The sequence below is a fragment of the bacterium genome (assembly GCA_021371935.1).
Lineage (GTDB): Bacteria > Armatimonadota > UBA5829 > UBA5829 > UBA5829 > UBA5829.
This window is the reverse complement of the sequence record JAJFVF010000005.1, coordinates 1-26,176: the sequence shown is the minus strand read 5'-3', so window position 1 is coordinate 26,176 and position 26,176 is coordinate 1. Positions and strand designations below refer to the sequence as shown.

Here is a 26,176-nt window from a genome sequence, read left to right as displayed (position 1 = left end):
TTGCGCGGCTTCGTTGAGGTGCTGGAAATGGCTAGAAAAGATTTAGGTGAGGCGCTTGTCGCCAAGGGAGTGATTACCGCTGAGCAGCTTGCGGAGGCAAGGGATGTTCAGCGCAGCGCCCCCGGCGACATTGGCCGCATAATCATAGACCTTGGGTTTGCGGATGCAAAAGCTGTCACGGAGGTCCAGGCGGAGATTCTGGGCATAGCTTTTGTGGATTTAGTAACGCAGAAGATAGACCAGAGTGCAGTAAATGCTGTTCCTGAGCATGTTGCCAAACGGCATAAGGTCCTGCCCATAGGCAAAAACGGCAACAAATTGATCCTTGCGGTGGTAAACCCCAACGATCCTGTTGCACTTCAAGACATAAGGCTCGCCAGTGGTGCCCAGCAGATTGTTCCGGCTTTGGCAACAGAGGACGACCTGCTTGATGCGATAGACCGCGTTTATAATAGCGGCGGCAGCGCAGGCAATGAAGTTGTGCCTACTACCGATCCTGGAGCGGCACCGATACCTGGTGGATCGAATGGCGGCGGAGGAGGAGCGAGCCTCAATCTGTCGGCTGACATCAGGCAGGCAATTGCAGGCTTTGGAGCGCGCGAGGAAATTGCCGATGAGGACACTGAGAGCATCGCCAAGGTCTCAGAAGAAGCGCCTATTATCCGAATTGCCTACACGATCATCCAGCGTGCAATTGCGGACAGCGCCAGTGACATCCATGTCGAGCCGGACAGACGCGGTGTGCGGGTGCGTTATCGAATTGACGGTGTTTTGCACGAGGTCATGCCTCTGCCGAAGTATATCGACAAGCCTTTGATATCAAGATTTAAGATCATGTCCGATATGAACATTGCTGAGCGTCGTATTCCTCAGGATGGGCGTATTCCGATCCGCTGGGATAACAAAGACTATGATCTTCGTGTATCATGTCTGCCGACTGTCCATGGCGAGAAGATCGTTATGAGAATCCTCGACAAGAGCAACGTTCTCATCGGTCTGAATAGACTGGGTTTCAGTCCCGAAGTGCAGTCCCAACTCGAGGAGATCGTCGTTCAGCCGAACGGTATGTTTCTGACCACCGGGCCTACCGGTTCAGGCAAAACCACCACGCTCTATTCAGTTCTCCACAAGCTCAACTCAGTCGAAAAGAACATCATCACCATCGAAGACCCTGTCGAATACCAGTTAAGCGGTATTTCGCAGGTTCAGGTCCACAAAAAGGCAGGTTTGACGTTTGCATCAGCTATGAGATCATTCCTCCGCCAGGACCCTGACATCATCATGGTCGGTGAAATGAGAGACCTTGAGACCGCCGAGATCGGTGTCGAGGCATCGCTTACCGGTCACTTCGTTCTTTCGACTCTGCACACCAACGATGCGCCGAGCGCAGTTATCCGACTTGTGGATATGGGTGTTGAGCCATATCTTATTTCCGCTACGGTAGTTGCCACTCTTGCTCAGAGACTGGCTCGAAAGGTCTGTCAAAAATGCAAGGTTCCCTACCAGGTTCCCGCTAGCGAACTGCGGCGGTTCGGGTTCAAGGCATCGGACCCCAATCAACAGGTCACTCTCTATAAGGGTGAGGGCTGCGAGGTATGCAAGCATACCGGTTATAAGGGACGAATCGGCATCTATGAGCTGATGAGGATCAACGACGAGATTCGAGAGCTAATGGTCCGCCGTTCTCCTCTAGCCGATCTTAGAGAGGCCGCAAAGGCCAACGGCATGCATGAACTCAGGGAGGACGGTCTGGACAAGGTTCTCCAAGGTGTCACTACACCCGACGAGGTTATGAGGGTCGTCTTCACAGCCGGGCAATAGTGTTGTTGAGAAATCTGCTTTTTGAAGAGTGGAAAGTAGAAAGTGGATAGTGGAGAGCAGCCGATTCCGGGCTTTCCATTTTTCGCATTCATCTTTCGGGAGAAAGCAATTGACCAAAAGGGCTGAACAAGAAGTCTCGATTGATGCGTTACACATCGATGACTTGCTGCGCGACATGATGGAGCGGAACGCATCCGATCTGCACATATGCATCGATGTGCCTCCGGTTATTCGTGTTGACGGTAAGTTATTGCCGCTTAATTATCCGAAGCTGGTATCCACCGATACCCAGCGTATGATGTATGATATACTCTCCGACGAACAGATCCGGCGTTTTGAGGAAAACTGGGAACTCGACTTTTCATACACAGTGCATGGCATGGCTCGGTTCAGGGTCAACATTTTCAAGGACAAGGGAGCTGTTGCGGCCGCGTTCAGACTGATCCCTGCCAGGATACCGACCATACGTGAACTGAAGTTGCCGCTGGTGTTGGAAGGCCTTACGAGAAAGCCGAGGGGGTTGATATTGGTCACGGGTCCGACGGGCTCAGGCAAGTCGACCACTCTTGCTGCGATGATAAATCAGATCAACAACGAGCGCAGCACACACATTATCAGCATTGAGGACCCGATCGAGTATTTGCATACGCACAAATACAGCATAATTAACCAGCGGGAGTTGGGTCAGGACACTAAGGAGTTTTCTCATGCGCTGCGGTCGGCATTAAGGGAGGACCCGGATGTGATCCTGGTCGGCGAGATGCGCGATCTGGACACAATGACCAACGCGATCCAGGCTGCTGAGACGGGTCATTTGGTGCTCGCGACGCTGCATACCAGCAGCGCGGCGCAGACAGTCGACCGCATCGTGGATTCATTTCCTCCGTCCGGCCAGGAGCAGATACGTCTGATGCTTTCAAACAGCATTGAGGCTGTTTTATGTCAACAGCTCCTGCCCCGTTCGGGTCAGCCTGGGCGCATATGCGCTATGGAGGTTATGATAGCCTCACCGGCGATAAGAAATTTGATACGAGAGGCCAAGACTCATCAGATCGGGTCTATTATTCAGACCAGTGCGAGTGCTGGGATGATGACCATGGACCAGCATCTGTGCGAATTATATAAAAGTGGTCATATTACATTGGATGAAGCCATAAAGGTAGCTGCGAACCCGGAAGAACTGAAGAGCATGGTAAATATGAATGCTGCAAGCAATGGCTCCAGCACATTAAATTTCAGGGGATAGAAAATAGGGGATAGGGGATAGGGGATAGGGCTTTTGCCCAAACCCCTGATCTCCAACCCCTAACCCCCAACAAGGGGTGATTAAGATGCCGAATTATGCATACACGATAAGAGACGCAGTGGGGACTGTAATTCCTGGGACCTCAGAGGCCGAGAACGAAGATATTCTGCGCAAAAGGCTGACCGAGCAGGGGTTCACGGTTGTCGAGATCAAACAGACCAAGAGCACTCAGAAAAAGATCGGCGGAATGGGCGGTGTCAAGAAGTCCGAGCTTTCGATCATGTGCCGCCAGTTTTCAACCATGATCGATGCCGGTGTAAACCTCGTGCGCTGTCTGAATGTGCTTTCTGAGCAGGCGACCAATCCCAAGCTAAAGGCAATTTTGACCGATGTTACCAACGAGGTCGAGAGCGGTCAGACTCTGACCAGGGCATTGGAGAAATACCCGACTGTTTTCGACAGGTTGTTTATCGGTCTTGTGAATGCGGGTGAGGTCGGTGGAGCGCTTGAAGAGAGTCTTCAGAGGCTTTCGCAGTTCCTTGAAAGTGATGTCGAACTGCGGCGCAAGATCAAGTCTGCTCTGACCTATCCGGTCATGATCCTTTGTTTTGCAGGTCTGGTAGTTATTGGTTTGATGACGTTTATTTTGCCGAAATTTATGACCATGTTCGTTGATCTGGGCATCAAAGACCTTCCTCCGCTTACAGCCGCAATAAAGGGCTGCAGTGATTTCATGCTCAGCAAGTGGTATTTTATGATCTTGATTGTCGTAGGTTTTGTTGTTGCCACCAGGCTCTTCGGCAGAACAAAAATCGGCAGGCGTACATTAGATACGGTAAAGCTCAAGCTGCCTGTATTTGGAAGCCTGAATCATAAAGTTGCGCTTGCAAGGTTCGCCCGAACGCTTGCCACTCTGCTTGCCAGCGGTGTTGCAATTTTGCAGGCTATGGAGACGGTGTCAGGGACAGTGTCAAACGATATCATATCCGATGCATTGCTTGAAGCAAGGGCAAGAATCAGAGAGGGAGACCGTATAGCCGAACCACTGGGTAAGAGCAAGCTCTTCCCACCGATGGTAGTGCAGATGATCTCTATTGGTGAGGAGTCCGGTTCACTTGACCCAATGCTCAGCAAGGTCGCTGACTTCTATGAAGATGAAGTCGATGCGGCCGTTTCGAGTTTGACCTCTGCCATCGAGCCGGTGTTGATTGTTACCCTGGGTGCGGTTGTAGGCTGTATCGTTATCGGAATGTTCATGCCGTTGATTGCTGTTATTCAGAACCTTTCCGGAGGCGGTTAGCGTCTATGCTGCCTATCTGGCTTGGAAGCGCGATAGCATTTATATACGGTGCGGCGATAGGAAGTTTCCTGAACGTATGCATATACAGGATACCCGAGGAGCAGTCAATCGTGACGCCTCCATCGCATTGCCCAAAGTGCGGCAAAAGGCTCAGGGGAATGGACTTGGTGCCATTGCTGAGCTTTTTGATGCTGGGCAGAAAGTGCCGTTATTGCGGTGAGCCGATAAGTTGGCGATATTTCAGTGTGGAGCTTATAACCGGCCTGCTCTTTGTGGGCACGTATTTGAGATATGGCATCAGCATAGATGTATTTGTGTATGTGTTTTTCATATGTGCACTGCTCATAGCGTTCTTTGTCGATCTGGATCATTTCATCATACCCGACCAGGTAGTGATATTCGGTCTGATCCTTGGGGTGTTAAAGGACGTCGCTCATATCATAGCCGGTGACATCAATCTGCTGCATATACCGACAGCTTCGGGCAATATGCTTCCGATGCTGCCGAGCATAGCGGGTATGGTGGTATGCGCAGGGGTCTTCTACCTGATTGCGTATATCGGCTATTTTGTATTTCGTCCCAGAGGCAGGTCCGAGCCTGAAGATGACGCTGATGACCAGGAGTATGAAGGTGCGCTTGGCGGCGGAGATATAAACCTGGCCGCTGCAGTTGGCGCTGTGCTCGGAGTGATGGGTGCGCTGGTCTCTTTCTTTATTGCGGTGATAGTTGGCTCAGTGGTAGGCGTCACATATATGATCTTGAAGAGCCGCGCCGAAAAGAAGGGCGTGTCTTGGCGCACGGAGATACCCTTCGGACCGCATATGGTGATCGGTGCTCTGGCAGTAATTCTAGCCGCGCCTCAACTTAGTTCGATTTGGGCATGGTGGGTCGGCATAATCACGCCGTAATAGCAGGTGATGGAACATACTGGCGAGTTTTATCGCCAAAAGTGTATAATTAACTAACGACTTCCGTGCGGAGGTGCATAACATGAGGACATCAAATAGAGGTTTCTCTCTGGTAGAGCTTCTAACAGTTATCGCGATCATAGCAATATTGGCTGCAGTTATTTTCCCTGTGATGGGTGTAGTGAAGGAGAAGGCGCGTCAGAACAACTGCATGACCAGTCTCCATCAGATAGGCTCAGCGGTTGCCATGTTCAAGACAGACAACCGCAAATATCCCCTTGCTCTGGTCGGCGCTGTCGATTCCAACGGCGAACCCACTGAAGAACAAAAGAGTGCAGTAGACTTTACAGTTGCAAAGAGCGACGATTATTTGTTTATGGAATACGTTCCTTCATTCAAGACATTTCACTGTCCGTCGTCGAATATAACGGATACGAAATCGATATTTTCGGTGCCTCAGGTTGCCTATGCCAATAGTCCGACAATCTCTATCTACGTCTACAGCAGTTACGACGGCTATGTAGACAGCGGCGGCACTGTTTATCGGCATTATTTTACTGACTGGGCAAGCGAAACCGACAATTCTACGACTGGTGTGAGCAGACTAAAACCAGACGAGGGAACGGATGACACAACGAAGCAGCAGACGGACTATGAGCGCCAGCTCAAGTTCAGAAACCCGCCTGCTGATACTGTCATAACCTGGTGTTCATATCATCAGGGCGGCACAGCCACTGCCCCGACCGGCAATGCGATTGTGCTGTTTCTCGATGGCAGCACGGAGCGTGTACCGGCGAGTAAAGTTGAAGCCTGCAAGTGGCGAGTTCGACCTACCAAGGGCTAATGATTAGCCTTCGCTTCTTCCTCTTTCCTTGGCGAGAGATGGTTGGGGTGAGGGGATATTAAGCGTCCTGAGCCTGGTCGAATAATGTGTTTTTTCGCGTTGGGACGGGAATCATCCTGTCCCAACGTGCGCGTTATGGCAAATTTATATTGAGTATAGTTATTGAATGCTTAGTCCCTATGCGGAACATTAGGGGGCGCACGATAGTCGTACCATCGGTGGAGACAAATGAATAAAGTCCTGCAAAACAAGAGGGGCACATCGCTGGTCGAAGTGCTGGTGGTAATGGTGGTGCTGCTTGTCGGGATCATGACGGTGATCCAGATGTTCCCGACCGGCTTTGGCATAGTCAAGGCCGCCGAGAGCCGCACAATTGCCACACGTCTTGCCCAACAGGAGCTTGAGCGCTGGAAAGCGATGTCTGCGAACCTACCCACCGGCATCATCCCAATCAAGGAAGATGGTACATTCTTTGCCGACAACACCGCATACAGCGCTGAAATTCGTAATAAGTGCGTGCTGGCTGGTCCGCCCTTTGGCGAGTTTATGACTGTTGACGATGTTTTGGAGCGAGGGAATGTGCTCAATATTCGCCAGGTAATTGGTGAGACCACCTCAATACCGGCTCCAGGGTATTTTCAGACCGGCAGCGGGACGGAGTTCGGTTCCAAATACACTCTTGCATTCAGCCCGATAGACGTCTACACTGACGATAACGGTTTGAACGGTCTGAGCATAAAGAGCGGTCCCCTGCAGCGCGCTGTCGGTTCGGTTACATATCTTCCCTCTATCAAGCGCGGTCAGTATTCGATTGTTTATACATCCGGCTCATCCGAGTTCTATGTGTCGTTTCCCAGGGAAAGTTCGAGCATAGATAGATTCTATTACATAAGCTATTCATATTGGGCCGTGCCGACGGGCACGACCGATAGTGATCCTACGTTGATAAGCGTTTTGGACCAGCGCGTCCCTGATTCCGGCACAATCAGCGGCGATGATGTAAGCTTTCAGACAGTGACCATAACGCCTCCATCAGGCTATGACGTTGTAGGCATCCAGGAGAGTTCGGATACATGCGCGCGTGGTTTTTCGCTGTTGGGAGAGAGTGATCCATGGACATCCGACCCGTACACCTACAAACTCTCCGATTCCATCCTGGGCATTATTTCATTCAATCCCAATGCGCAGGACCGGTATGAGTATACTGCTTACGGAAAACGTCCAATTGAGGCGAGCATTGATTATCGTATATACGACCCTCGCATAATACGTGAAGACAAAGTCATTCCTGATGTGAGTGACAACGCCGAGAGAATTCCGATCAAACTGGCTCTTAGGTTTATTCTCAATGCAGGCGCCCCGAGCGATATAACGGACGGCGACCCAACCGACAACCCCGACGAGCCTACTTTCGAGGGTCTCATGCGCCAGTATAACGGCAGACCTCAGCTGGGTCGCAAGATAACCATCTCGGATGATTTGACTATAAAATACTCTATGCTCATAGTCGACCTGAAGACCGGTCTGAGGGTTGGCGTGCCGGAAAGCTCAGGATCAGGCACCGGGGTCCCCCTTTATACGAGTGATTTTGTCGATTACAAGACGGGTGTAGTCAATCTCCCTGGTCCTGCGGCGGCGAGTGACGATAGAGCCTGCCTGATAGACTATTCCAACAACATTATAGTCAAGAATGTGGACCTTCGCGGGCGCAATCTCAGGTTTTTGTATAGGGCAGACGGTGACTGGTCCGTCCAGTGCAATAAGGCCTACGCCAACTATTCGCGGGTCTATGAGCCGTCGAGTGTAGAGTACGACAAATATTGTCTTGTGGATAGCAACCGCCTGCTCTTTGCTCCGTGTGATGCCGGAAAGACTGTCTCTGTGGACTATACGTATGTCACCACGTCCGACAATGTAGAACATCGTGTTGTCGGCAGAGCTTGCCAGATTTCCGATACCGCTTCGGACGTATCGGATCAGAACGGTTGTTATTATGTGGACATAAAAGTGCCAGCAACCAATTACACAATCACACGTGTATCCGTGATCGGCACATCGTTTATAGCCAGAGTAATCTGGCGTGACGGCAAACACTGGCGTCATGTGGACTTGGATACGAACCTCGTAAGAGGCGAATAGGGCTTCAATGATGAAAAAGGGTCAACGCTATAATCGGGGTTTTACGCTCATAGAGCTGCTCGTGGTGCTCGCCATATCCATGGTTTTGATGGGTCTGGTGCTGTATCCGGTCACGCAGTCATTCAAGATGACGCGCAGCGCCCAGGCAATGGTAGAGTCGCAGGATGCGGCGCGTTTTGCCATGGAGCAGATCAGCCGCGACCTCGGCGAGGCAATGGATATCGTCGAGTACGAAAATGCCCAGCCTCTACAGATTCCTGTGCTTCAGTCTGATGGCATCACCGTAGAATTTTTGGATGTGCCGAATGCAAAGATAGATTTTGTGCTTCCAAAAATGATAGCCCACTGCAACAATCCTGATCATCCTGTTGATGCGACTGATCCGACCAAATATCCGCGCGATTTCGAGCGAGGTGATGAAGCTCTGCCGAGTTGTCCGGTGTGCGATTCAACAGACGTCGAGATTCGTCCTGGGTTGCCGCTGCAGCCGGATACAAAGGTTGTCAGATATTTTCTTGGTCTGATGTATAACAATCCGGACCCGCATGACGGCAAGTATGCAGACCCTGACGCTCCTGATTTCGGCTGGCTCTCTCCCTGGGCCAAGAATGTTGAGGCGGGAGCGGGTAACCAGGTGGTCTTATACAGGATCGAGTTCGACTCGTCAGACGAGACCATTTTCGGCACTGACAAAGATATTGCTGTTGCAAAGCTCAAGGAAATTTTGGAGGACCCAAGATTTTTCTACAGTGATGAATCCGACAGTTCAGCAGAGCCTTTCTGGCATGTATGGGCGCGTAAGGCTCGTGTAGTCGGGGTCGGTAAATACGAGGACTTGGTCGAGGGCGTCGATTCTGACGGCGACGGCAACTGGAATTCTCTGACCCCATGTGTCACGTTCAACTATAAGAAGATGGACAATGACGATTTCTCCGGTACCTATTCGTCCGATCAGAGCTATGAATATCCTGACGCCGTTCCGGCCATCTATCAAGCTGAATATGGCTATTGGATGCCGGACGATTATGATATTTCGGTATATCGCTACACATATGACTCAAACAACTCACCGAGCGTCATCAACGAATACGCAATGGATCTGGATGACGGCAGCACGCATGTAGTTATCAACAAGAGAGTCTATACCGCGTCCACCGAAACTTGGTCTTCACCGGTCACCACATTCGATATAACTCAATACAATACAGACCTGACGAACAACGGCAAGGTCCTTCCCGGCACCATCGGCTCCGGCTGCGAAATGGCGTTTACCATAGACACGACACGCGGCAGGGTCAATTTTGCTATAACGCCGCCGACGCCTGATGACTATGGATCAATAAGTGATCTCGATCCTGCCGCCATCAATTACGACTATACAGAAGCATATAGACAAGACAGGGGCACAGCCCGCCGGGGTGCGCTGCTGAGCACTTTCAAATCCGGCAGTGACAATTATCTGGAATACGCCACGATTGTGCCCGGCAGCGAGCGGGTAACCGGACCAGATATGACTCCCAACTCCAGCAGCAGCTATGTCACATATCAGCGCGTGCCTTTTGCTCTGGGTGAGCCGGGTTACAATCAGTATAAGGTCGATTATGACAATGGCCGTATATATTTCAGTTCAGTTTATGAGCAGGCTCTGCCGGAGGATCGCGGCAAAATATACGTAAATTACAAAGTCCGGTTCAACCGGGACGGCGATGTTGTGCGCGGCAACTATCGAACAAGGGCTGCGGTTGTTGTTCACTTACAGATGAAGATGTATGATCCCGAGTCCGCCAAGCCTCATTCAGTCGATCTAACCAACACTATCAAGGTGCGCAATGCGCTCAGATAATTTTATATTTAGAATTTTATATTGATTATTTGGATTGGAAATTTGCGGGCTAATCGCTCAAGTCATTCCGAACGAATGTGAGGGATCCGCTTTGAACCAATCTGATATGTCATGGTTCCCTCTCCTGGGGGAGGGCTAGGGTGAGGGCGCTGCCTGATTTAGTATTTGGTATTTCGTATTTAATATTTTGCTCTATGTTCGGTTGCGATATCTGATCGCGACCGAAACAGAACTGCAGACGTTTCAAGTTTGTCATTCCGAACGAATGTGAGGAATCTGCTTTGAACCTGGCGCCGTAAAAAGCAGATTAGTGTTGTGTTCTATGTTCAATCACACAAACAATCGAATAACATCCGGCAGGCGAGGTCAGACACTGGTCATCGCGATAATGGTGATGTTCATACTCGCGGTGATATCGGCTGTCTTCATCGCATTGGTCGCGCGGAACCTGTTTAGGTCCGAGCGTTTCTCAAACGTGGACGCCGTTGCTCAGTTAGCAGAGGCTGGTGTTCGCTATGCCGACAAGATGCTCACGTCGAGCGAGGATGGTGCGGACTGGCGTCCCAAGCCTGACAACAACGGTGTCACCAACGTGCCGACATACCCCGATGTTCTGCCTGTGAGCGTTCCAGCAGATGAACTGGCGATACAGAAGCAGTATCCCGATTTCAAATGGACCAGGGCGTGGTGGCCGACAGAATACGGCAATGGCTGCGCGGGTCCGACCGGCGGCTACACGACATTCAGGTCTGGCGGCGGGCGGTTTCTGCTGCGTGTGTCATATAATCCGACACCCAGAGATCCGCTGTCGAAGTATATAAAGATCGAGTCCATAGGCAGGTGGGGCGTCTTTGATGAGGACGACCCGACGACCTGGGCAAACGAGGCCAACACCGGCATGCGCCGTGAGATCACGGCATATAAGCCGATAGGCGTCACCGATTATCTCAGGTTTATCACCAACAAGGACCACCGTTCCACCAATTTTACTCTCGGTTGTCCGGGTTATCATTCTATCTTTGGCAGATCGCCCGATTCCAATTATGGTTCGCGTGGAGGCCCGATCAGGGTAAATGGGAACCTGATGTTTTGCGGTAAATCCGGCAGCGATTCGGGTGTCGAAATTTTTCTGCGGTCTGTGGCTTCAGGTACCACAAGCTCGACCAGCGGCACCATACCTCTCGACTGGGTAGAAGTCTCCGGAGAGATCAAACAATACAAAGACGATGACGGCTCGGTCGGTGTGATCGTAGATGTTATAGAGCCGAACGAATCAACCGTAACACAGTATTCCGGTCGACCCAGTTCGGATACTTCTTCCACGGACTGGACAATCGACGGCTTCTGGCGTGACGGCAGCAGTTCATCGACTGAGCCTGCCAGACGTATCAAATATCTCGATCCGCCTCTACCGTTTGAGGACAATTCCGACACCACAGGCACCACGACCCGCTATCGTCTGCTCACGCTTAACTCAGGCGCCAGAAAATACGTAAATGGTTCATGGGTCAACCTGGGCGAGTACGGTTGGGGGCGCGGCATATATATCGACAATTCCAATGATGTCCAAAGTGATAGCGCCACGCTCTTCGGCGGCTACACTCTCAGGTCGGACTGGCTGCAGCCGGGCAACAAGATGTCCAAATACTGGAAGGGTCCGTTCTATATTCCGCCGGGTGTGGTCATAGTTCTGAACCCGAACGATACCGACGGCGACCGCCAGGCTGATATGACCATAACCCGTACGGACGGCAGCGTCTGGCATGACCCGGATGGCAAGGCCAGGCCGGACTGGGGCAAAACCGTCACCGTGCCCTATCCTGATGCCGCCGACGGCCGCACGTTGCATTGGAAGAGCGAGGGCGGCGACAGTTCATATGAGCGGACTATAGACGGCAATGGCGTGATCTATGCCGAGGGCAACATCCGCATAAGGGGTATGCTTCCCGCAGATACGCAGCTCACTGTGGTTTCCAACTCGAATATATATATCGAGGGCAACATCCTCAAGTATCGAAATCCAAGCACCACAATCTCATCTGACAACCCTTGGCGCGGCACAGGCACTGACACCGAGTCCTGCGGAATTGCTTTGCTTGCGCGCCAGAATGTCTGTGTCAACACGACTCAGTTCATGTCGCCCATAGGTGGTGTTGGTGATAACATAGATGATGATGACAGCGTTGTTGTGTCTAGTAATATGAGCAGCCGCTTGAGAATGTCATTCGGGTTTGCTCCATACGAGTCCGACAAAGGTTCCGACCCGAATGATCACATGCTGCTGCTGCGCCATTCAGGCCAGTTCGGCACTTCGTATATCAATGCCTGGCTCAACGCCAGGCAGTCACTGACGAATTGGGGCATTCTCTATCTCAACAATGACTGGTCGCTGGGTCCTTCCACCCACTCTCCGGTAAGCACTCTACCCGTGCATATCTGGGGCATCGGCGATCCCAACTTTAATCCGTCCGGTTGGGGCATAGACAGTTCATACTTCGGCGAGGCATTCCACCTAACTTCGGGCACGGATTCGGGTGGCTTGAACGCTGAATTATACACCAAGCCGGGAGCAGTCAACAGTTTAATGCTTGCGCTGGATCAGACCAGTTATACGTATAGAAACTACCTGTTGGGCGGTCTGGCGATTCAGCCGATGGATATCCGTATTGAGGCCGTGATTTATGCCCAGGATGGTTCATTCTTTGTGATTCCCGGCAGGTGGTTCAATCAAAATCCTTCGGACACCGAGGCCGATTACAGCTCTTCAACAGGCAGGCAGGGTGCAAGAGATGCGTTTCCATTCTATGGCCAGCCCTTGGATATACGCGTCATCATAGATGGAGCGGTCAGTGAGAACATGCCTGCAGTGGTAAGCGATGTGACCGAATGGATGTCCAAGTGGGGCACAATACCGGATGAATACGGTTCAACTGGTCTTGCCACGGCTCACCCTGGCGAGGGACTGACGATTCTCTATGACGATCATGCCGCCTGGCCATATAAGAGCCTGAGACCATGGACAACAACCAGCAGCACTTCGCCGATCAGGCGAGATAGTTACGGGCGCACTCTGCCTATTGCGCCGAGGCTTCCCGTCTGTGGCAGCCTAATCTATTTCGGCGATGTTATGTAGCGCCTCTCCCTCTCCCTTTGTGGGAGAGGACCTGAGTGAGGGAGATTGACATTATGAAAAGCTTCACACGAACTATCCCATTTCTTGCAATCATATTCGGTGTCATTGCATCAGGGCTTCCTGCTGATGCCGGCGCATATCTGTATTCAAGCAATCGAAAGCAGATCAACTGTGGAATTGTCAGGCTCTCAAGCTATAAGATTAACCAGGCCACCGAACTCGGGTCTGGATACGGTACGAGTGGTTATTTATTGGGCAACGGAGTTGGTGAGCTGTTCTATTTGCTCGACAACCTGACGAGCATGAAGCCCGCAGGTTGGACACTGGAAAATCCATTTGCCGGGTCCACCGCCGCATCGTCCGGTTCAGCCAGAAAATATACCAAAAGCGAGGTCGATTACTGGTTTGTAGACCTGGCATCTACTCGTGATCTGTCTCGGATGCAAATTTTGTATTTACCTGCCCATGGCGTGGTGATCATGGATGACGATGACAGAGAGAAGCTGCGCAGGTTTGTGGACGGCGGAGGTGTGCTGTGGGTGGACAATTCCGCCGTGAGCAGTGTTCTGACTTTTGACGACAGTGCCAGTGCCGGGTTCATTATCTCGGACTTCGAGTTTAGCTCTGCGCTGGGCACCGACTACATAGACGTGCGGCATCATCCACTTTTGACGATCCCATACTGGCTCACCGATCAGGATGTATCCATACTCGGCTCGAATGCAGGCCAATATTGTGTATGGCCGGGTTATGACAGCAGCAGTGGCGTCCCTGATGATTTTGATTATTTATTCCCAGTGGTCAGGAACACGGGTATAGGTAATCCGCCGGTTATAGCCTCGAATGCGTATGGCGGCGGCTATATTGTAGCGACTGCCGATTACGTCGGCAGGGGCTGTTATATGAATTATCCATACTGTCTTCCCAGCCTCAAGTTTGCCTATAATCTCATAGCGCTGTCTTCTTCATGGACAAATGCAAGGAAGAGCCCGCGTCACTCCGGCAGTTCGATCGACACTGTCGGCGGCACCGAGCTTGCCAAGATATGGTCTTGTCCTTTTTCTTCCGAGGATGAGGTAGAGTCTGCTCCTGTGATATATAAGAACATAGTCTATTATTCCAGGGGGGACACTCTTTACGCATATGATTTGAAGCCGCAAGAGGATCTTGATGGGGACGGCGATATTGACGACGGCGAAGATGATATGCCCAATGACACCGGCTGTGACCTCATATGGAAGAAGCCCTGCAGCGGCACACTCTCCTCTCCTGTAGCGGTGACCATGCAGGACCCCAGCAAATACAATAGCCCCGGAGACAGTGTAGATGCGGTGATGGTCGCATCCACTGACGGCACAGTCTACGTGTTGGATACATCACCGACGAATGCTGGAAAGTCACTTCTTTACAGCGAAATAGACTGGGATACCGGTTCGACGTGTGAGAAACCGTTTCCGCCTGTTTTCGTAGACGGCTGGATATATGTTGCCGGCAAATCGACTGATGCGACCCAGAGTGTCCATATATACGGTTTTAATCCGGTCATGCACTACTACCGCAGCGGCAGTGACACATATAAAAGTGAATGGTTGCGTGAGTTTCCCAGTTCCTCCAGCAGCATTTTATATACAGGAGGCATTCTCAAGTCCGGTCTATGTTTCGGCTATGCCAGTTCAAATGGCAGTGGAGCGCTCACCGGTATGCTCTACTGGTCAACTAATAGGCCGACCAGCGGGAGTACGGTGACCAGTCAGAACGACATTGTTTTCGGTCTGCCGCTGGTAATAAAAAATGACACTCTTCAGACTAAAAAAATCGTAGGCTCTCAGGTCGATTGCCAGATAAACATAAAGTCGGTTAAGATCAAAAATATCTCAAACATATGGATCAAGAACTACGGCACAAGCGATCTTCAGATAAGCGGTAATCCGGTAAAGAATGCAACCATATCGAGTCCATCTGAAGACACAGCAGACGGCCGAATATTGTGCAATCTGAGCGGGTCTGCTATAAATCAAAATGGCGGTGAAGTGCCGGGTGACGTGATAATATGCGCCGATTACAGTCTCGACTATGCCACCGCCGGCACCGGAGGATTTGTCCGCGCACCACAGCAGATCAAGCTTCCTCTCGAACCTGATGTATCCACCACCGGCAGCAGTTCTCTTCCGAAGACCGAGGCCACTGCCACAACAGCTCTCGGACGTAACGCAATGGTCTATATTAATGGTGAGAGAGACCCGGTGGAGCTTAAGTCACTAAATTCCGGCGGTTCGGTCTATGGCCTTCAGATTGATGCTTCTGCACAGACGAACAGATGGAACTATTTCCTGCATGCCGGCGTTGCGCGATCAACACTGGAGAACGCATCGGGCTACAGCACGTCCGAGTCATCCAATATCACGAGTCCGATTTCAGGTCTGGTACTTCCTGGTGTGGTAATGAAGAAGACTGGCTCAGGGTGGCTTCCACTGCAAAACCCGCAGCCGCTCTCCAATCCTGCCTGCTCGGGTGACAAAGTATTCGTCACGGTCTCGGGCTATTTCGGCAGCGGCAGCAGCAGTGATTACAACGGCGGTGCGCTTCTATGCTTCAAGGCCAATCCTGATTTTGTGATAAGGATCACTGAGAATGCAGGTTATGATTCTGAAGGCAACCCCATAAGAAAAGCAAAGAGCCTTTACAATTCCACCACCGGCGGCAAGCGCGTAGTCAGTATCTGGCAGCCGAACCTGTTGGATGATAGTCCTCTAGACTTTTTGTCTGGTCAGGTTGGTGTTCCTGCTTCCATGATAGATTATGACAAAGGGACCATAACCATCGATAATTTCAGCACACTGAAACTGAAGAGTTCATCAAGTGTAACTCCCAACACCTTATCACCGTCGCTGCCGGTCTGGGTGATGGTAGACAATGTCGAGATTCCAGTCGACTTTTCCACCTGGGGTCCCTTGGGCGCCTATATGAGCACGGCACCAACTGGTAAGATGAGCGACTCAGTGGACTTGAGCGGTTGGAACAATCTGCTGTGGTACTATCCTGTAGACGAACCGATCCATTCATCGCCTGTGGTCATTGGAGATGTTGTCTATTTTATGGATGATAAGGGCACGATATATGCCATCAATACCGAGACTGGTGAGACTCTCGGCAAACCAATTGATGACGACCAGGTCATCTGGAAGGAGCCATCAACTTCAACCAGCACGAGCAAAACGAATTTCTCGATAGCGGGTTCCAACGGTGTGCTCGTGATTCCGAAATCAGACGGTCTGTATGCATATTCAAACACAACGACTCTCGTTGCGGACACGAACAGAGTAATGGAACTCGACGGTGCGGGCGAGCTGAGCTGGGCTGCCGATTCGATCACGTGGCCTGCTCATATTCCACCCAGTCTCAACACCAAGCCCGCGACCACTTCCGGTCCGATAAACAAGCCAAGTCGTGTGCGGTATATCAGTTCCGGCGAGCTGCTGCTCACGAATTCGGGCGCCAACCAGGTGTGCCGTATTGACAAGTCGGCTCAGGTCGGTTCGATGCGCGTCGAGGCAACAAATGTGACAGATGACTATGTATATATTCGTTGGATGTATGACCGTTTCTCCGATCCAAAACGCCTGCTGCGTCCTGGTCAGCCGACGAGCCTCAATGGTCCCACTGATGCAATCCTCTGGCAGGAGACGGAAACCGATGGTTCGGGTGACACCTATCAAGTGATTCACTGTCTGGTCGCCGATTCGGGCAATCACCGGATCGTAGACTTGGTATATAAGTTCAGATATGCCAGCAACGAATATGTTCTTGAATCAAATGATTCTGACATCGATCCTGCCAGTGGTTTCTGCCTGCCTCGTTTGAACTGGGTCACCACAACCGATACGACGAATCAGAACTATGTGTTCGATTGCCTTCAGCTTATATCGGGCACATCTGGCGGCAGCACCACGACTGATATATGGGCGGCGATTTCCAATTACCGAACGGGAACCGGCTCCACGGCCACAACCCAGGGCTTGGGCGGCGCGGTAGTGGGGATACGTTATCGTGTAGCTAACGGAAATAGTTGGGATTATGCGAAAGATGATTCCGGCCAGATAATCTACGGATGCGACAAAATGGACTTTTCAAATGTAGGTGGTCTGTCTTCGGCGCCCCTTGCGAGCCCAAGGTATTTCTATGTCAGAGATGATGCTTCTTCCGGCAATAGGTATCTGTATGTTTGCGATAATTATGGCGTCTATGATGCCATAGTTCCTTCGGATCCATCGATCCTGCCGAAAGTGGCTGCAATTCTGACTGACGATAGTTATAGGAGCAATCTAGATCGTGATGATGAAACAGCTGGTGTTCAAGCGCTGTCCGTTCCATTGAGAGCATCCTGCATACATGTCCTTCCAAGCGGCAACTGGCTCATTACCAACTCGTATTCGGGAGAGAGCACTGACGGCGTCAGCCGCTTCAGCGGAGAGGTATTTGAATACAATCCGACCACAACGACATCCGGCAAGGTCGAGTGGTGTTCTCCGAAGATCGAATTCTCTGCCAGCACCGGCACATGGAAGCAGACGATAGACAACGGCCAGATAATGCAGCAGCCTTCCTGCGCATATCGTCAGTTCTAGTGCTCCATAAATGTAGGGGTGAAGCATTTGCCAATTAGAATTTGATAGGCTTCTCAAATACCATCGCAAATGCTTCACCCGCATTATTCACTAAGCGCATAATTCGGGCTAGAAAGCAGCCGGATTGTCATATGATCCGGTTGCCTTTATGCAAACCCTATGCGGACTATTCCTGATCGCACTTTTCTCCGACGGCGTATATAGGCGACATCTGCCTGAGGCGGTCGATTACCCCCGGCAGCACATTCACTACCTTGTCTATCTGCTCCATTGTGTTGTCATTGCCCAGAGTCATTCGTAATGAGCCATGAGCCTGTTCATGTTTCAGCCCCAGAGCCATCAAGACATGAGAGGGATCGAGAGAGCCTGACGTGCATGCCGAGCCTGATGAGACACATATACCCTGCATATCAAGCAGTAGGATCATTGATTCGCCTTCGACCCCGGTAAACGAGAAGTTCACATTGTTCGGCACTCGTTTGATGCGGTCTCCATTGAGCCTGATATCTTTTATCTTCGATTCCACGCCGTGGATCAATGCATCACGCAGCCTGGTCGTATATTCGCCTTCCTCAGCCATTCTAACCTTGGCAAGCTCACACGCTTTGCCCAGACCAACTATCCCAGGCACGTTGTGAGTTCCGGCTCGTCGATTATTTTCCTGGCCGCCGCCTTGCATGAACCTGTCCACGCGGGAGCCTTTGCGAATATACATTGCGCCGATGCCCTTTGGACCATAGAGCTTATGCGCTGAGATTGCGAGTGAGTCGCATCCGATAGCCTGCACATCCACGGGTATATGCCCTACCGTCTGCACGGTATCCGAATGGAAGTGAATACCTTTTTCTCTGCAAATCTTACCTATCTCTTCCACAGGCTCTATAGTGCCTATTTCGTTATTGGCGTGCATTATAGTCACGAGGATCGTCTTGTCAGTGATTGCTGATTTGAGATCATCAACACTCACAAAACCATTCTCGTCCACATCCAGATATGTAACCGTGCAGCCATGCTTTTCCAAGGTATGGCATGACTCCAGCACTGCATGATGTTCGATCTTGCTGGTGATGATGTGATTGCCCTTTTTGGCTTTGGCCGAAGCCACACCGAAGATTGCCCAGTTATCGGACTCACTGCCGCCTGATGTGAAGTAAATTTCTTCGGGCTGAGCGTTAATCAGCTCGGCGACCCGTTCACGAGCGGTCTCGACCGCATCGCGGGCTTCACGCCCAATCGAGTAGAGAGTGGAAGCGCTGCCATATTTGTCTTTCAGAAACGGCAGCATAGTATCAAGGACCTCCGGGTCGACCGGGGTCGTGGCTGCATGATCGAGATAAATCAAATCACCCATAACATACTCCAATTTAGTATTTGAGATTTGGTATTTTATATTTTTCTGTCGGCGTGCAGTCAGCTTCGGTTTGCTACCGTTCGGGCGCGATATCTGATCGCGCCCGAAAAAACTGCGATTCGGATTAGCAAAGAATCTGCTTTTCCAGCAATAATCAATATGAAATACTAGATACTAATTCTGTCTGCATTCATATATGGCCGCAGGACCTCCGGCACGATAATCGAGCCATCTGGCTGCTGATAGTTTTCAATTAGCGATACGACCAGTCTGGGCAGTGCGACACCTGAGCCGTTAAGTGTGTGGACAAACTCCGGTTTAGCCTTTGGTTCGGGTCGATACCTGATGTTTGCGCGGCGCGCCTGAAAGTCCTCGAAGTTCGAGCAGCTCGAAACTTCCAGCCACTTATCCACACCCGGCGCGTGTATCTCAAGGTCATAACACTTGGCAGCCGAGAAGCCCAAGTCGCCCGTGCACAGCAATACTATCCGATATGGTATACCCAACTGCTGCAAAATAAACTCAGCATTTGCGGTTAATTTTTCGTGCTCATCATATGAAGTCTCAGGCCGCACGAATTTCACCATTTCGACCTTGTCGAACTGATGCACTCGCAGCAGACCGCGCGTATCCTTGCCAGCCGAGCCTGCCTCGCGCCTGAAGCATGCGGTGTAGGCTGTCAAATATATCGGAAGCTGGTCTGCATCCAGTATCTCATCCGAGAATATGTTTGTCACCGGGACTTCGGCAGTCGGGTCCAGGAAGAGGTCGTCTTCCTTATCGGTGTGATACATATCCTCTTCAAACTTCGGGAGCTGGCCTGTTCCTGTCATTGCCTTTCGGTTGATCAGAAACGGCGGGAAGACCTCTTTATATCCATGCTTGGAGGTGTGCACGTCAAGCATCCAGTTCAGCAGCGATCTTTCAAGCCGTGCCCCGAGTCCCTTATAGAGTATGAATCCACTGCCCGCTATTTTGCTGCCGCGGTCGAAGTCTATGATGTCCAGATTCGTCGCGATGTCCCAATGAGCTTTGGGCTCAAAGTCGAACTTTTTTGGCTCACCCCATGTGCGGATGGTCGGGTTGTCCGACTCATCCTTTCCAACAGGCACGCTGTCCTGCGGCATATTGGGGATAGTTAGCAGGATATCATTGATCTTTGTCTCAACTTCGGCTATATCAGAATCCATCTGCTTGATACGACCGGACACCTCACGCATGCGTTCGATCTCCGAGGTCGCGTCTTCCTTGTTTTTTTTCATCTTTGCGATGTGTTCGGAGACGGAATTACGCTCAGCCTTGAGCTGTTCGACTTCATAGATATCCTGGCGCCACTGCTCGTCGAGCTTAACAAACTCGTCAAGCTTTGCCGGGTCGTCGTTTCTGTTGATCAGAGCCTGTCTCACCTTATCCGGCTCTGTCCTTACAAATTTCGCATCAAGCATGATAGTCTATACCCCCTGGGTCTTGCATCTACTATATTGTAGTGCACTCGCCGCGAACAGGCAACCTCAAAGGGATAGAGTTCATTCATTCGAGTATTTTTGCCGATGTCCGATTCATCGGGGACTTGCACCGTTAATGAGCATGCAGGGAGGGCGAGGCTCCCGCCGAGCCTTTTTCTCGAATCCAGATTTTCTGGCTCTGCCGGTCGCTAAATTTTATCGGATCATGCTGCCGATCAGGTTATATATCTTCTTTCGATTATCTGCCGGCGCAACTCCGTTTCGCAACGAGTTCCACTGGTATCCGAAGAAGATAAAGTAGTCCGGCTGAAGCTGCTTGGCCTCTTCAATATACTGCGCCCATGCATCATTCATATAATCGGGCGATTTCTCGTCTCGCGCCGCATGCCAGCCCACCTGGGCGTCTACTACATACATTACCGGAACTCTGCGATTGTCCGATATGAGTTTGATATTGTCATAGATATCGGAGGATGTCGGGAAACTGTAGTTATACGGACAAAAGCCGCAGCAGCCGCCCGAAGTGTCTATGAAAATATCCGCGTTCACCGGATGGTCGACTGAGTGATCAATCGTTCCATAGCAGTAAAATATCTCGCCGGAGAAGCCCTGCTGTTTCAGCGTTTCCCAGACGTTACGAACCAGCGAGCCTTCGCGAAAACTGACATAATCGATCCAGTCCTGGTTTATATTCTTTTCGTTAGCCCAGTGAAAGAACTGCTCCGGTCCGACCTGTGTATAGGGCCTGCGTCCGTGAGAGGCCGCCCACCTGTCATAGCTGCGTTTTGAGCCTGGACCGGGGAAGTATTTGCGTTCTCCCTCATAGATAAAGCCGTCGAGTTCGGGGAAGAAGTTATACTGCTCCTCAAACATTTTTAGGATAAGCTCCTGTGTATAACCGCTGTCGGCGGACAGGGTCACCAGCTTATCGTAGGGCCAGTAAATCATATCTACGCCCAAATCGTCTATATAGCAGGCATCCAGTTTGTCTACGCACTTACGCGCATAGATATATGTGTGATTTGCTGCAAAGACCTTAATATTTCGGCGGTGCGCATGGTCTATTATCTCGTTGAGCAGCCTGTTGCACGAGTCTCTGTTAGCTGAGCTGGTTGAATCCAGAAACGATATTGAAGACATGTATCCGGTGGCATATCCATGCAAGTAGATATTTAGCACATTGATGCCATGCGACGCCATATCGTCCAGATGCCGCTTCCATGTGTCCAAATCCCACACATGCCCGTCGCTGTGCCTGCTTGGCGCAAAAAATTCCCAAAAGCCCGTAATCACGTGTAGTTACCCCGATTGCCGTTTTTTTCAATATACTACTGATGTATACGGTCGTCAACACGCCGAGTTTAGCTGTTGGCTCCCCTCATTTACTTCAATTCTGCTATAATAGTGCTCGGAGGATGTCACAGTGAAACGCAAATTCGCGGCGGTTGTGATGGCAGCCGGCAAGAGCACAAGAATGAAATCAGCGCTTCCCAAGGGGGCGCATATGATATGCGGCAAGTCTATGACCCGCCACGTCGTCGATGCATGCCTTGGCGCCGAGATCGAGCAGGTGATAGTAGTGGTCGGCCACGAGGCCGAAAGGGTCAGGCAGGCGTTGGGTGAGGATATTACATATGCTTACCAGACCGAGCAGCTCGGTACGGGGCATGCGGCCATGCAGGCGATGCCCAGTATTGCAAGCGACATAACCGATGTGGTCGTGCTCCCAGGCGATACGCCTCTGATTACATCCGAGGCGATTTGCCGACTTATAGACACTCACTCGTCAGCCGACAACGCAGCCACACTGCTCACCGGCATGCTCAACGACGCGGGTCACTATGGCCGGATTGTGCGGGATGATAGCGGCGCGGTAGTGAAGATTGTCGAAGCCAAGGATGCCGACGAGGCGACACTTTCCATAGGTGAGTTCAATGTAGCGATCTACTGCTTCAAGGTCCCACAGCTTGCCGAGAAGCTGACGATGATTAAGCCGGACAATGCCCAGGCAGAGTATTATCTAACTGACGTGATCGAGCTTTTGAATAAGTCCGGCCAGCGGGTGGGAGCGGTTATTGCGGATAATGTAAAGGACACTTTGGGAATCAATAACCGGATCGAGCTTGCCGAAGCTGCCGCGACTATGCGTAAACGTATACTGGACAAACTGATGCTTTCGGGCGTGACCATAGTCGACCCTGCGACCACATATATCGACTGCGATGTCGAGATCGGCGGCGACACGATAGTCCATCCCTGCACTATAATCGAGCGTGGCAGTCGCATAGGCAGCAACTGCGAAGTAGGTCCGTTCGCCCGGCTCACCGATGTCACAATCAGCGGTCTCAAAACTCAGGAAAGGCAGCTAAAATGAACGAACTGATGCTCTTTTCAGGAGCTGGAAATCCCGAACTCTCGAAAAAGATTGCCGAGCGGCTTGGGGTACATGTCGGTGAGATGTCGCTCCAGCGGTTTTCTGATGGCGAGGTCCATGTCCAGGTGAACGAGAGCGTGCGCGGCGACGATGTGTTCATAGTCCAGTCGTTTCCGACCCCGGTGAACGAACACCTGATGGAACTGCTGATAATGATAGACGCCTTCAAGCGGGCATCAGCGCGCAGGGTAAATGTCGTGGTGCCGTATTACTGTTATGCACGGCAGGACAGGAAAGTCAAGCCGCGCGAACCCGTTACGGCCAAGCTGGTTGCCGACCTGCTGACGGCGGCTGGTGCGAGCAGGCTGCTTACTGTCGATCTGCACTCAGGCCAGATAGTCGGTTTCTTCGATACGCCCGTCGATAATCTCTATGCGGGACCGATCATAGCGGACTATATACGCAAAAATATTAAGGTTGACGAGAATACGGTAGTGGTCTCGCCGGATGTGGGCGGCGTTCCACGTGCGCGTGCGCTTGCTGAGGCTTTGGGGACACCCATTGCGATCATAGTGAAGCGCAGGCCTGAGCCTAACAAGACTGTGGTGATGGAAGTGATAGGTGATGTATCGGGCAAGACGGCAATCATGCTCGACGATATGATAGACACCGGCGGGTCAATAGTAAGCGGCGCGAATGCCCTTCTCGAACGCGGCGCGAATGAGGTCTACGCCGCATGCACGCATGGTGTTCTTTCGGACGATGCGCCCGAGAAGTTGGTTGCTTCTGCCATCAAGAAGGTTATTATCACCGACACCATTCCGCTTTCTGATGACAGGCGAAACGGCAAGATAGTAATTGTTTCAATGGCCGATCTGCTGGCCGATGCCATAATGCGAATCCATGCGGACCGCAGCGTCAGTGAAATTTTCGATAAAGCGTGGAAGGGACAGTCGTGAGAGTGATCGTCGGTCTGGGCAATCCCGGCAGGCAGTATGCCCACACCAGGCACAATGTCGGCTTCGATGTGCTCGATACGTTTGCGAAGCGCCGTAAGGTCAAAATTTTGAGCAGGCAGTGTCGTGGTCTGGTAGGCAGTTTCGACCATTACGGCGAGCAGATTCTGCTTGTGAAGCCTCAGACATTTATGAACGAGAGCGGCCAGTGCGTCGGCCAGATAATGCGCAAATATCACCTTGAACCTTCGGATATATTTGTGATCTATGACGATATGGACCTGCCGCTGGGCAAGATCAGAATACGCCTTCAGGGTTCCTCCGGTGGACACAACGGCATGAAGTCGATCATTGCGCATATCCATTCCAAGGAATTTGCGCGCATGCGCATTGGAATAGGCCACCATGGCGAAGCGATAAACCATGTGCTCTCACGTTTCAACCGTAAGGACCGCCAGGAGATGGATGTCACTCTCGAACACGCAGCCGATGCGCTGGATATGATCCTGGCTGAAGGCATTGAGGCAGCCATGAATAAGTATAACCGGATAGAGAGTCCAGAGGAGTAATATGTCGAACCAATTCAACAAACTACCAATAGCAATAAATGCAGAATATCTCAAACCAAACGTAACGAGCGAAATGATCGCCGGTCGCAAAGATGAGTTAAAGCTGATCGATGGTCGGCTTCGCTCAGGCAATCATCCCGGCTCTGACTTCACCGGGTGGTTGAACCCGGCTCAGATTCTCTCATCTGCCGAGCTGTCTCGTGTGAAAGCAACTGCAGATCGACTGCGCAAAGAGACGGATGTGCTTTTGGTGATCGGCATAGGTGGATCATATCTGGGAGCAAGAGCGGTGATCGAGGCTCTGGCCGATGACCCCGATAAAGTAGTCTATGCGGGTCAGAATATTTCCGCTCACTATATGACCAGACTCAGAAAGCAGCTTGCAGGCAAGAGAGTAGCGGTCAATGTCATCTCAAAGTCGGGCACCACCACCGAGCCCGCCATCGCATCCAGGATCATGCGCGAATTGGCAGCTTCGGCAAAGCACATAGTCGCCACTACTGATGCAAAGAAAGGCGCACTGCTGCAGCTAGCCAAAACCGAGGGCTACGAGACATTTGTCGTGCCGGACAACATCGGCGGACGGTATTCGGTATTGTCGGCAGTCGGCCTGCTGCCTGTTGCCTATGCTGGTGTCGATGTAGACGCTCTGGTCGCTGGGGCAGTGAAGTGCGCGGAGCTTTGTTCCAACACCGATCCGATGAGCAATCCGGCATATTTTTATGCGGCAGCCAGAAATGTGCTCTACAACAAAGAATTTTCCATAGAACTGCTTGCATCTTTCGAGCCGAGGCTGCACTTTATGGCCGAGTGGTGGAAACAGCTCTACGGCGAGAGCGAAGGAAAAGAGAATAAGGGGCTATTTCCGGCATCAGTCGACTTCACCACTGATCTGCACTCCCTGGGTCAATATATCCAGGAGGGTCACAGGATGATTGCTGAGACTTTCTTGATTGTTGGTGGCTCGGAGCCGTCGCTGATGGTTCCTGAGGCTGACGATTCGGACGGCTTGGGCTATCTCATGGGCAAAGAACTGAGCTTCGTCAACGCAAAGGCATATGAGGCGACGGCCAAAGCACATAGAGACGGCGGTGTTCCGAATATGACGATCCATCTTGAGAGGCTGGATGCAGAGAGCCTGGGCGCGCTCATATACTTCTTTGAGATCGCATGCGCGGTGAGCGGACTGATGTTGGGTGTAAATCCGTTCAACCAGCCGGGAGTCGAGGCGTATAAGAAGGAGATGTTCAAGCTGCTGGGCAAGCCCGGTTTTGAATCTGCTGAGTCAGGAAAGTCTGCGCCGGAGTATATTCACTTTTAAGTAAATCACGGTGGACGATTTGCATTATGGTTTTCCCTCTCCTGGGGGAGAGGGCTAGGGTGAGGGGGCAACTGATTTAGTAATTGATATTTTGTATTGATTATTTTTGTGTGCTTCACGAGATGGCGTATTGATTCCGGTCATTCCGAGCGGATGCGAGATACCGTCTTGCCTGTCAATTTTTTACGCTGGCACTTCAAACGAGGTGCCGGTTTTTAGTACTCCATATGCGATTGCCAGCAATTTTCTCATGCACGCCCCAATGGCACTCATTTTACAA

Annotated in this window: 16 protein-coding genes; 13 read left to right on the top strand and 3 right to left on the bottom strand. The window is 51.3% G+C overall.

The features are described 5' to 3' along the window. Nucleotides 1–27 precede the first annotated feature (27 nt). The 9 genes from tadA (at nt 28) to LLG46_04040 (ending at nt 17,859) form a co-directional block, all read left to right on the top strand. Complete coding sequence (tadA, locus tag LLG46_04080; protein MCE5322478.1) at nt 28–1,821, top strand: Flp pilus assembly complex ATPase component TadA; 1,794 nt, start codon at nt 28–30, stop codon at nt 1,819–1,821. A 109-nt stretch (nt 1,822–1,930) separates the two neighbouring features. Continuing rightward, the gene (locus LLG46_04075; protein ID MCE5322477.1) at nt 1,931–3,067 is read left to right on the top strand and encodes a type IV pilus twitching motility protein PilT; all 1,137 of its coding nucleotides are present in this window, start codon (nt 1,931–1,933) and stop codon (nt 3,065–3,067) included. 85 nt (nt 3,068–3,152) lie between these two features. After that, nucleotides 3,153–4,367: a type II secretion system F family protein gene (locus LLG46_04070; protein MCE5322476.1), complete on the top strand. Its 1,215-nt coding sequence runs from the start codon at nt 3,153–3,155 to the stop codon at nt 4,365–4,367. Between the two features lie 5 nt (nt 4,368–4,372). After that, entirely contained in the window at nt 4,373–5,275 is a 903-nt protein-coding gene (locus LLG46_04065; protein MCE5322475.1) for a prepilin peptidase, read from the top strand. Between the two features lie 82 nt (nt 5,276–5,357). Further along, nucleotides 5,358–6,119 carry a prepilin-type N-terminal cleavage/methylation domain-containing protein gene (locus LLG46_04060; protein MCE5322474.1) on the top strand — a complete coding sequence of 254 codons (762 nt, stop codon included), beginning with the start codon at nt 5,358–5,360 and terminating at the stop codon, nt 6,117–6,119. A gap of 228 nt (nt 6,120–6,347) precedes the next feature. Beyond that, nucleotides 6,348–8,258 (top strand): hypothetical protein, encoded by a 1,911-nt coding sequence (locus LLG46_04055; protein MCE5322473.1) that lies wholly within the window; start codon nt 6,348–6,350, stop codon nt 8,256–8,258. 7 nt (nt 8,259–8,265) lie between these two features. Beyond that, entirely contained in the window at nt 8,266–10,101 is a 1,836-nt protein-coding gene (locus tag LLG46_04050; GenBank protein MCE5322472.1) for a prepilin-type N-terminal cleavage/methylation domain-containing protein, read from the top strand. A gap of 322 nt (nt 10,102–10,423) precedes the next feature. Then, nucleotides 10,424–13,234: a hypothetical protein gene (locus LLG46_04045; protein MCE5322471.1), complete on the top strand. Its 2,811-nt coding sequence runs from the start codon at nt 10,424–10,426 to the stop codon at nt 13,232–13,234. A 53-nt stretch (nt 13,235–13,287) separates the two neighbouring features. Beyond that, complete coding sequence (locus tag LLG46_04040) at nt 13,288–17,859, top strand: PQQ-binding-like beta-propeller repeat protein (protein ID MCE5322470.1); 4,572 nt, start codon at nt 13,288–13,290, stop codon at nt 17,857–17,859. A gap of 166 nt (nt 17,860–18,025) precedes the next feature. Here the strand turns inward: LLG46_04040 and nifS are convergent, their stop codons facing one another. From nifS to LLG46_04025, 3 genes are all read right to left on the bottom strand, one after another. After that, nucleotides 18,026–19,201: a cysteine desulfurase NifS gene (nifS, locus tag LLG46_04035; protein MCE5322469.1), complete on the bottom strand. Its 1,176-nt coding sequence runs from the start codon at nt 19,199–19,201 to the stop codon at nt 18,026–18,028. A 176-nt stretch (nt 19,202–19,377) separates the two neighbouring features. Continuing rightward, nucleotides 19,378–20,655, bottom strand: a complete 1,278-nt coding sequence (serS, locus tag LLG46_04030; protein MCE5322468.1) for a serine--tRNA ligase — start codon at nt 20,653–20,655, stop codon at nt 19,378–19,380. A gap of 216 nt (nt 20,656–20,871) precedes the next feature. Beyond that, nucleotides 20,872–21,906 (bottom strand): hypothetical protein, encoded by a 1,035-nt coding sequence (locus LLG46_04025; protein ID MCE5322467.1) that lies wholly within the window; start codon nt 21,904–21,906, stop codon nt 20,872–20,874. Between the two features lie 193 nt (nt 21,907–22,099). On the opposite strand from LLG46_04025, the gene LLG46_04020 reads away from it, so the two are divergent. From LLG46_04020 to LLG46_04005, 4 genes are read left to right on the top strand one after another with little or no spacing between them, the layout of a single operon-like run. Then, nucleotides 22,100–23,050, top strand: a complete 951-nt coding sequence (locus LLG46_04020) for an NTP transferase domain-containing protein (GenBank protein MCE5322466.1) — start codon at nt 22,100–22,102, stop codon at nt 23,048–23,050. Next, on the top strand, nt 23,047–24,009 hold the full coding sequence (locus LLG46_04015; protein MCE5322465.1) for a ribose-phosphate pyrophosphokinase: 963 nt from the start codon (nt 23,047–23,049) through the stop codon (nt 24,007–24,009). The genes LLG46_04020 and LLG46_04015 overlap by 4 nt, the downstream gene beginning before the upstream one ends. Next, nucleotides 24,006–24,575 carry an aminoacyl-tRNA hydrolase gene (pth, locus tag LLG46_04010; GenBank protein ID MCE5322464.1) on the top strand — a complete coding sequence of 190 codons (570 nt, stop codon included), beginning with the start codon at nt 24,006–24,008 and terminating at the stop codon, nt 24,573–24,575. The genes LLG46_04015 and pth overlap by 4 nt, the downstream gene beginning before the upstream one ends. A 1-nt stretch (nt 24,576) precedes the next feature. Next, nucleotides 24,577–25,896 (top strand): glucose-6-phosphate isomerase, encoded by a 1,320-nt coding sequence (locus tag LLG46_04005; GenBank protein ID MCE5322463.1) that lies wholly within the window; start codon nt 24,577–24,579, stop codon nt 25,894–25,896. The last annotated feature ends 280 nt before the right edge of the window (nt 25,897–26,176 follow it).

Bases quoted from the DNA above. Each gene is read 5' to 3' on its own strand.
- LLG46_04070 (MCE5322476.1), top strand. From the start codon at position 3,153: ATGCCGAATTATGCATACACGATAAGAGACGCAGTGGGGACTGTAATT.
- tadA (MCE5322478.1), top strand. From the start codon at position 28: ATGGCTAGAAAAGATTTAGGTGAGGCGCTTGTCGCCAAGGGAGTGATT.
- LLG46_04015 (MCE5322465.1), top strand. From the start codon at position 23,047: ATGAACGAACTGATGCTCTTTTCAGGAGCTGGAAATCCCGAACTCTCG.
- LLG46_04045 (MCE5322471.1), top strand. From the start codon at position 10,424: ATGTTCAATCACACAAACAATCGAATAACATCCGGCAGGCGAGGTCAG.
- LLG46_04040 (MCE5322470.1), top strand. From the start codon at position 13,288: ATGAAAAGCTTCACACGAACTATCCCATTTCTTGCAATCATATTCGGT.
- LLG46_04055 (MCE5322473.1), top strand. From the start codon at position 6,348: ATGAATAAAGTCCTGCAAAACAAGAGGGGCACATCGCTGGTCGAAGTG.
- LLG46_04005 (MCE5322463.1), top strand. From the start codon at position 24,577: ATGTCGAACCAATTCAACAAACTACCAATAGCAATAAATGCAGAATAT.
- LLG46_04050 (MCE5322472.1), top strand. From the start codon at position 8,266: ATGATGAAAAAGGGTCAACGCTATAATCGGGGTTTTACGCTCATAGAG.
- LLG46_04060 (MCE5322474.1), top strand. From the start codon at position 5,358: ATGAGGACATCAAATAGAGGTTTCTCTCTGGTAGAGCTTCTAACAGTT.
- serS (MCE5322468.1), bottom strand. From the start codon at position 20,655: ATGCTTGATGCGAAATTTGTAAGGACAGAGCCGGATAAGGTGAGACAG.
- LLG46_04065 (MCE5322475.1), top strand. From the start codon at position 4,373: ATGCTGCCTATCTGGCTTGGAAGCGCGATAGCATTTATATACGGTGCG.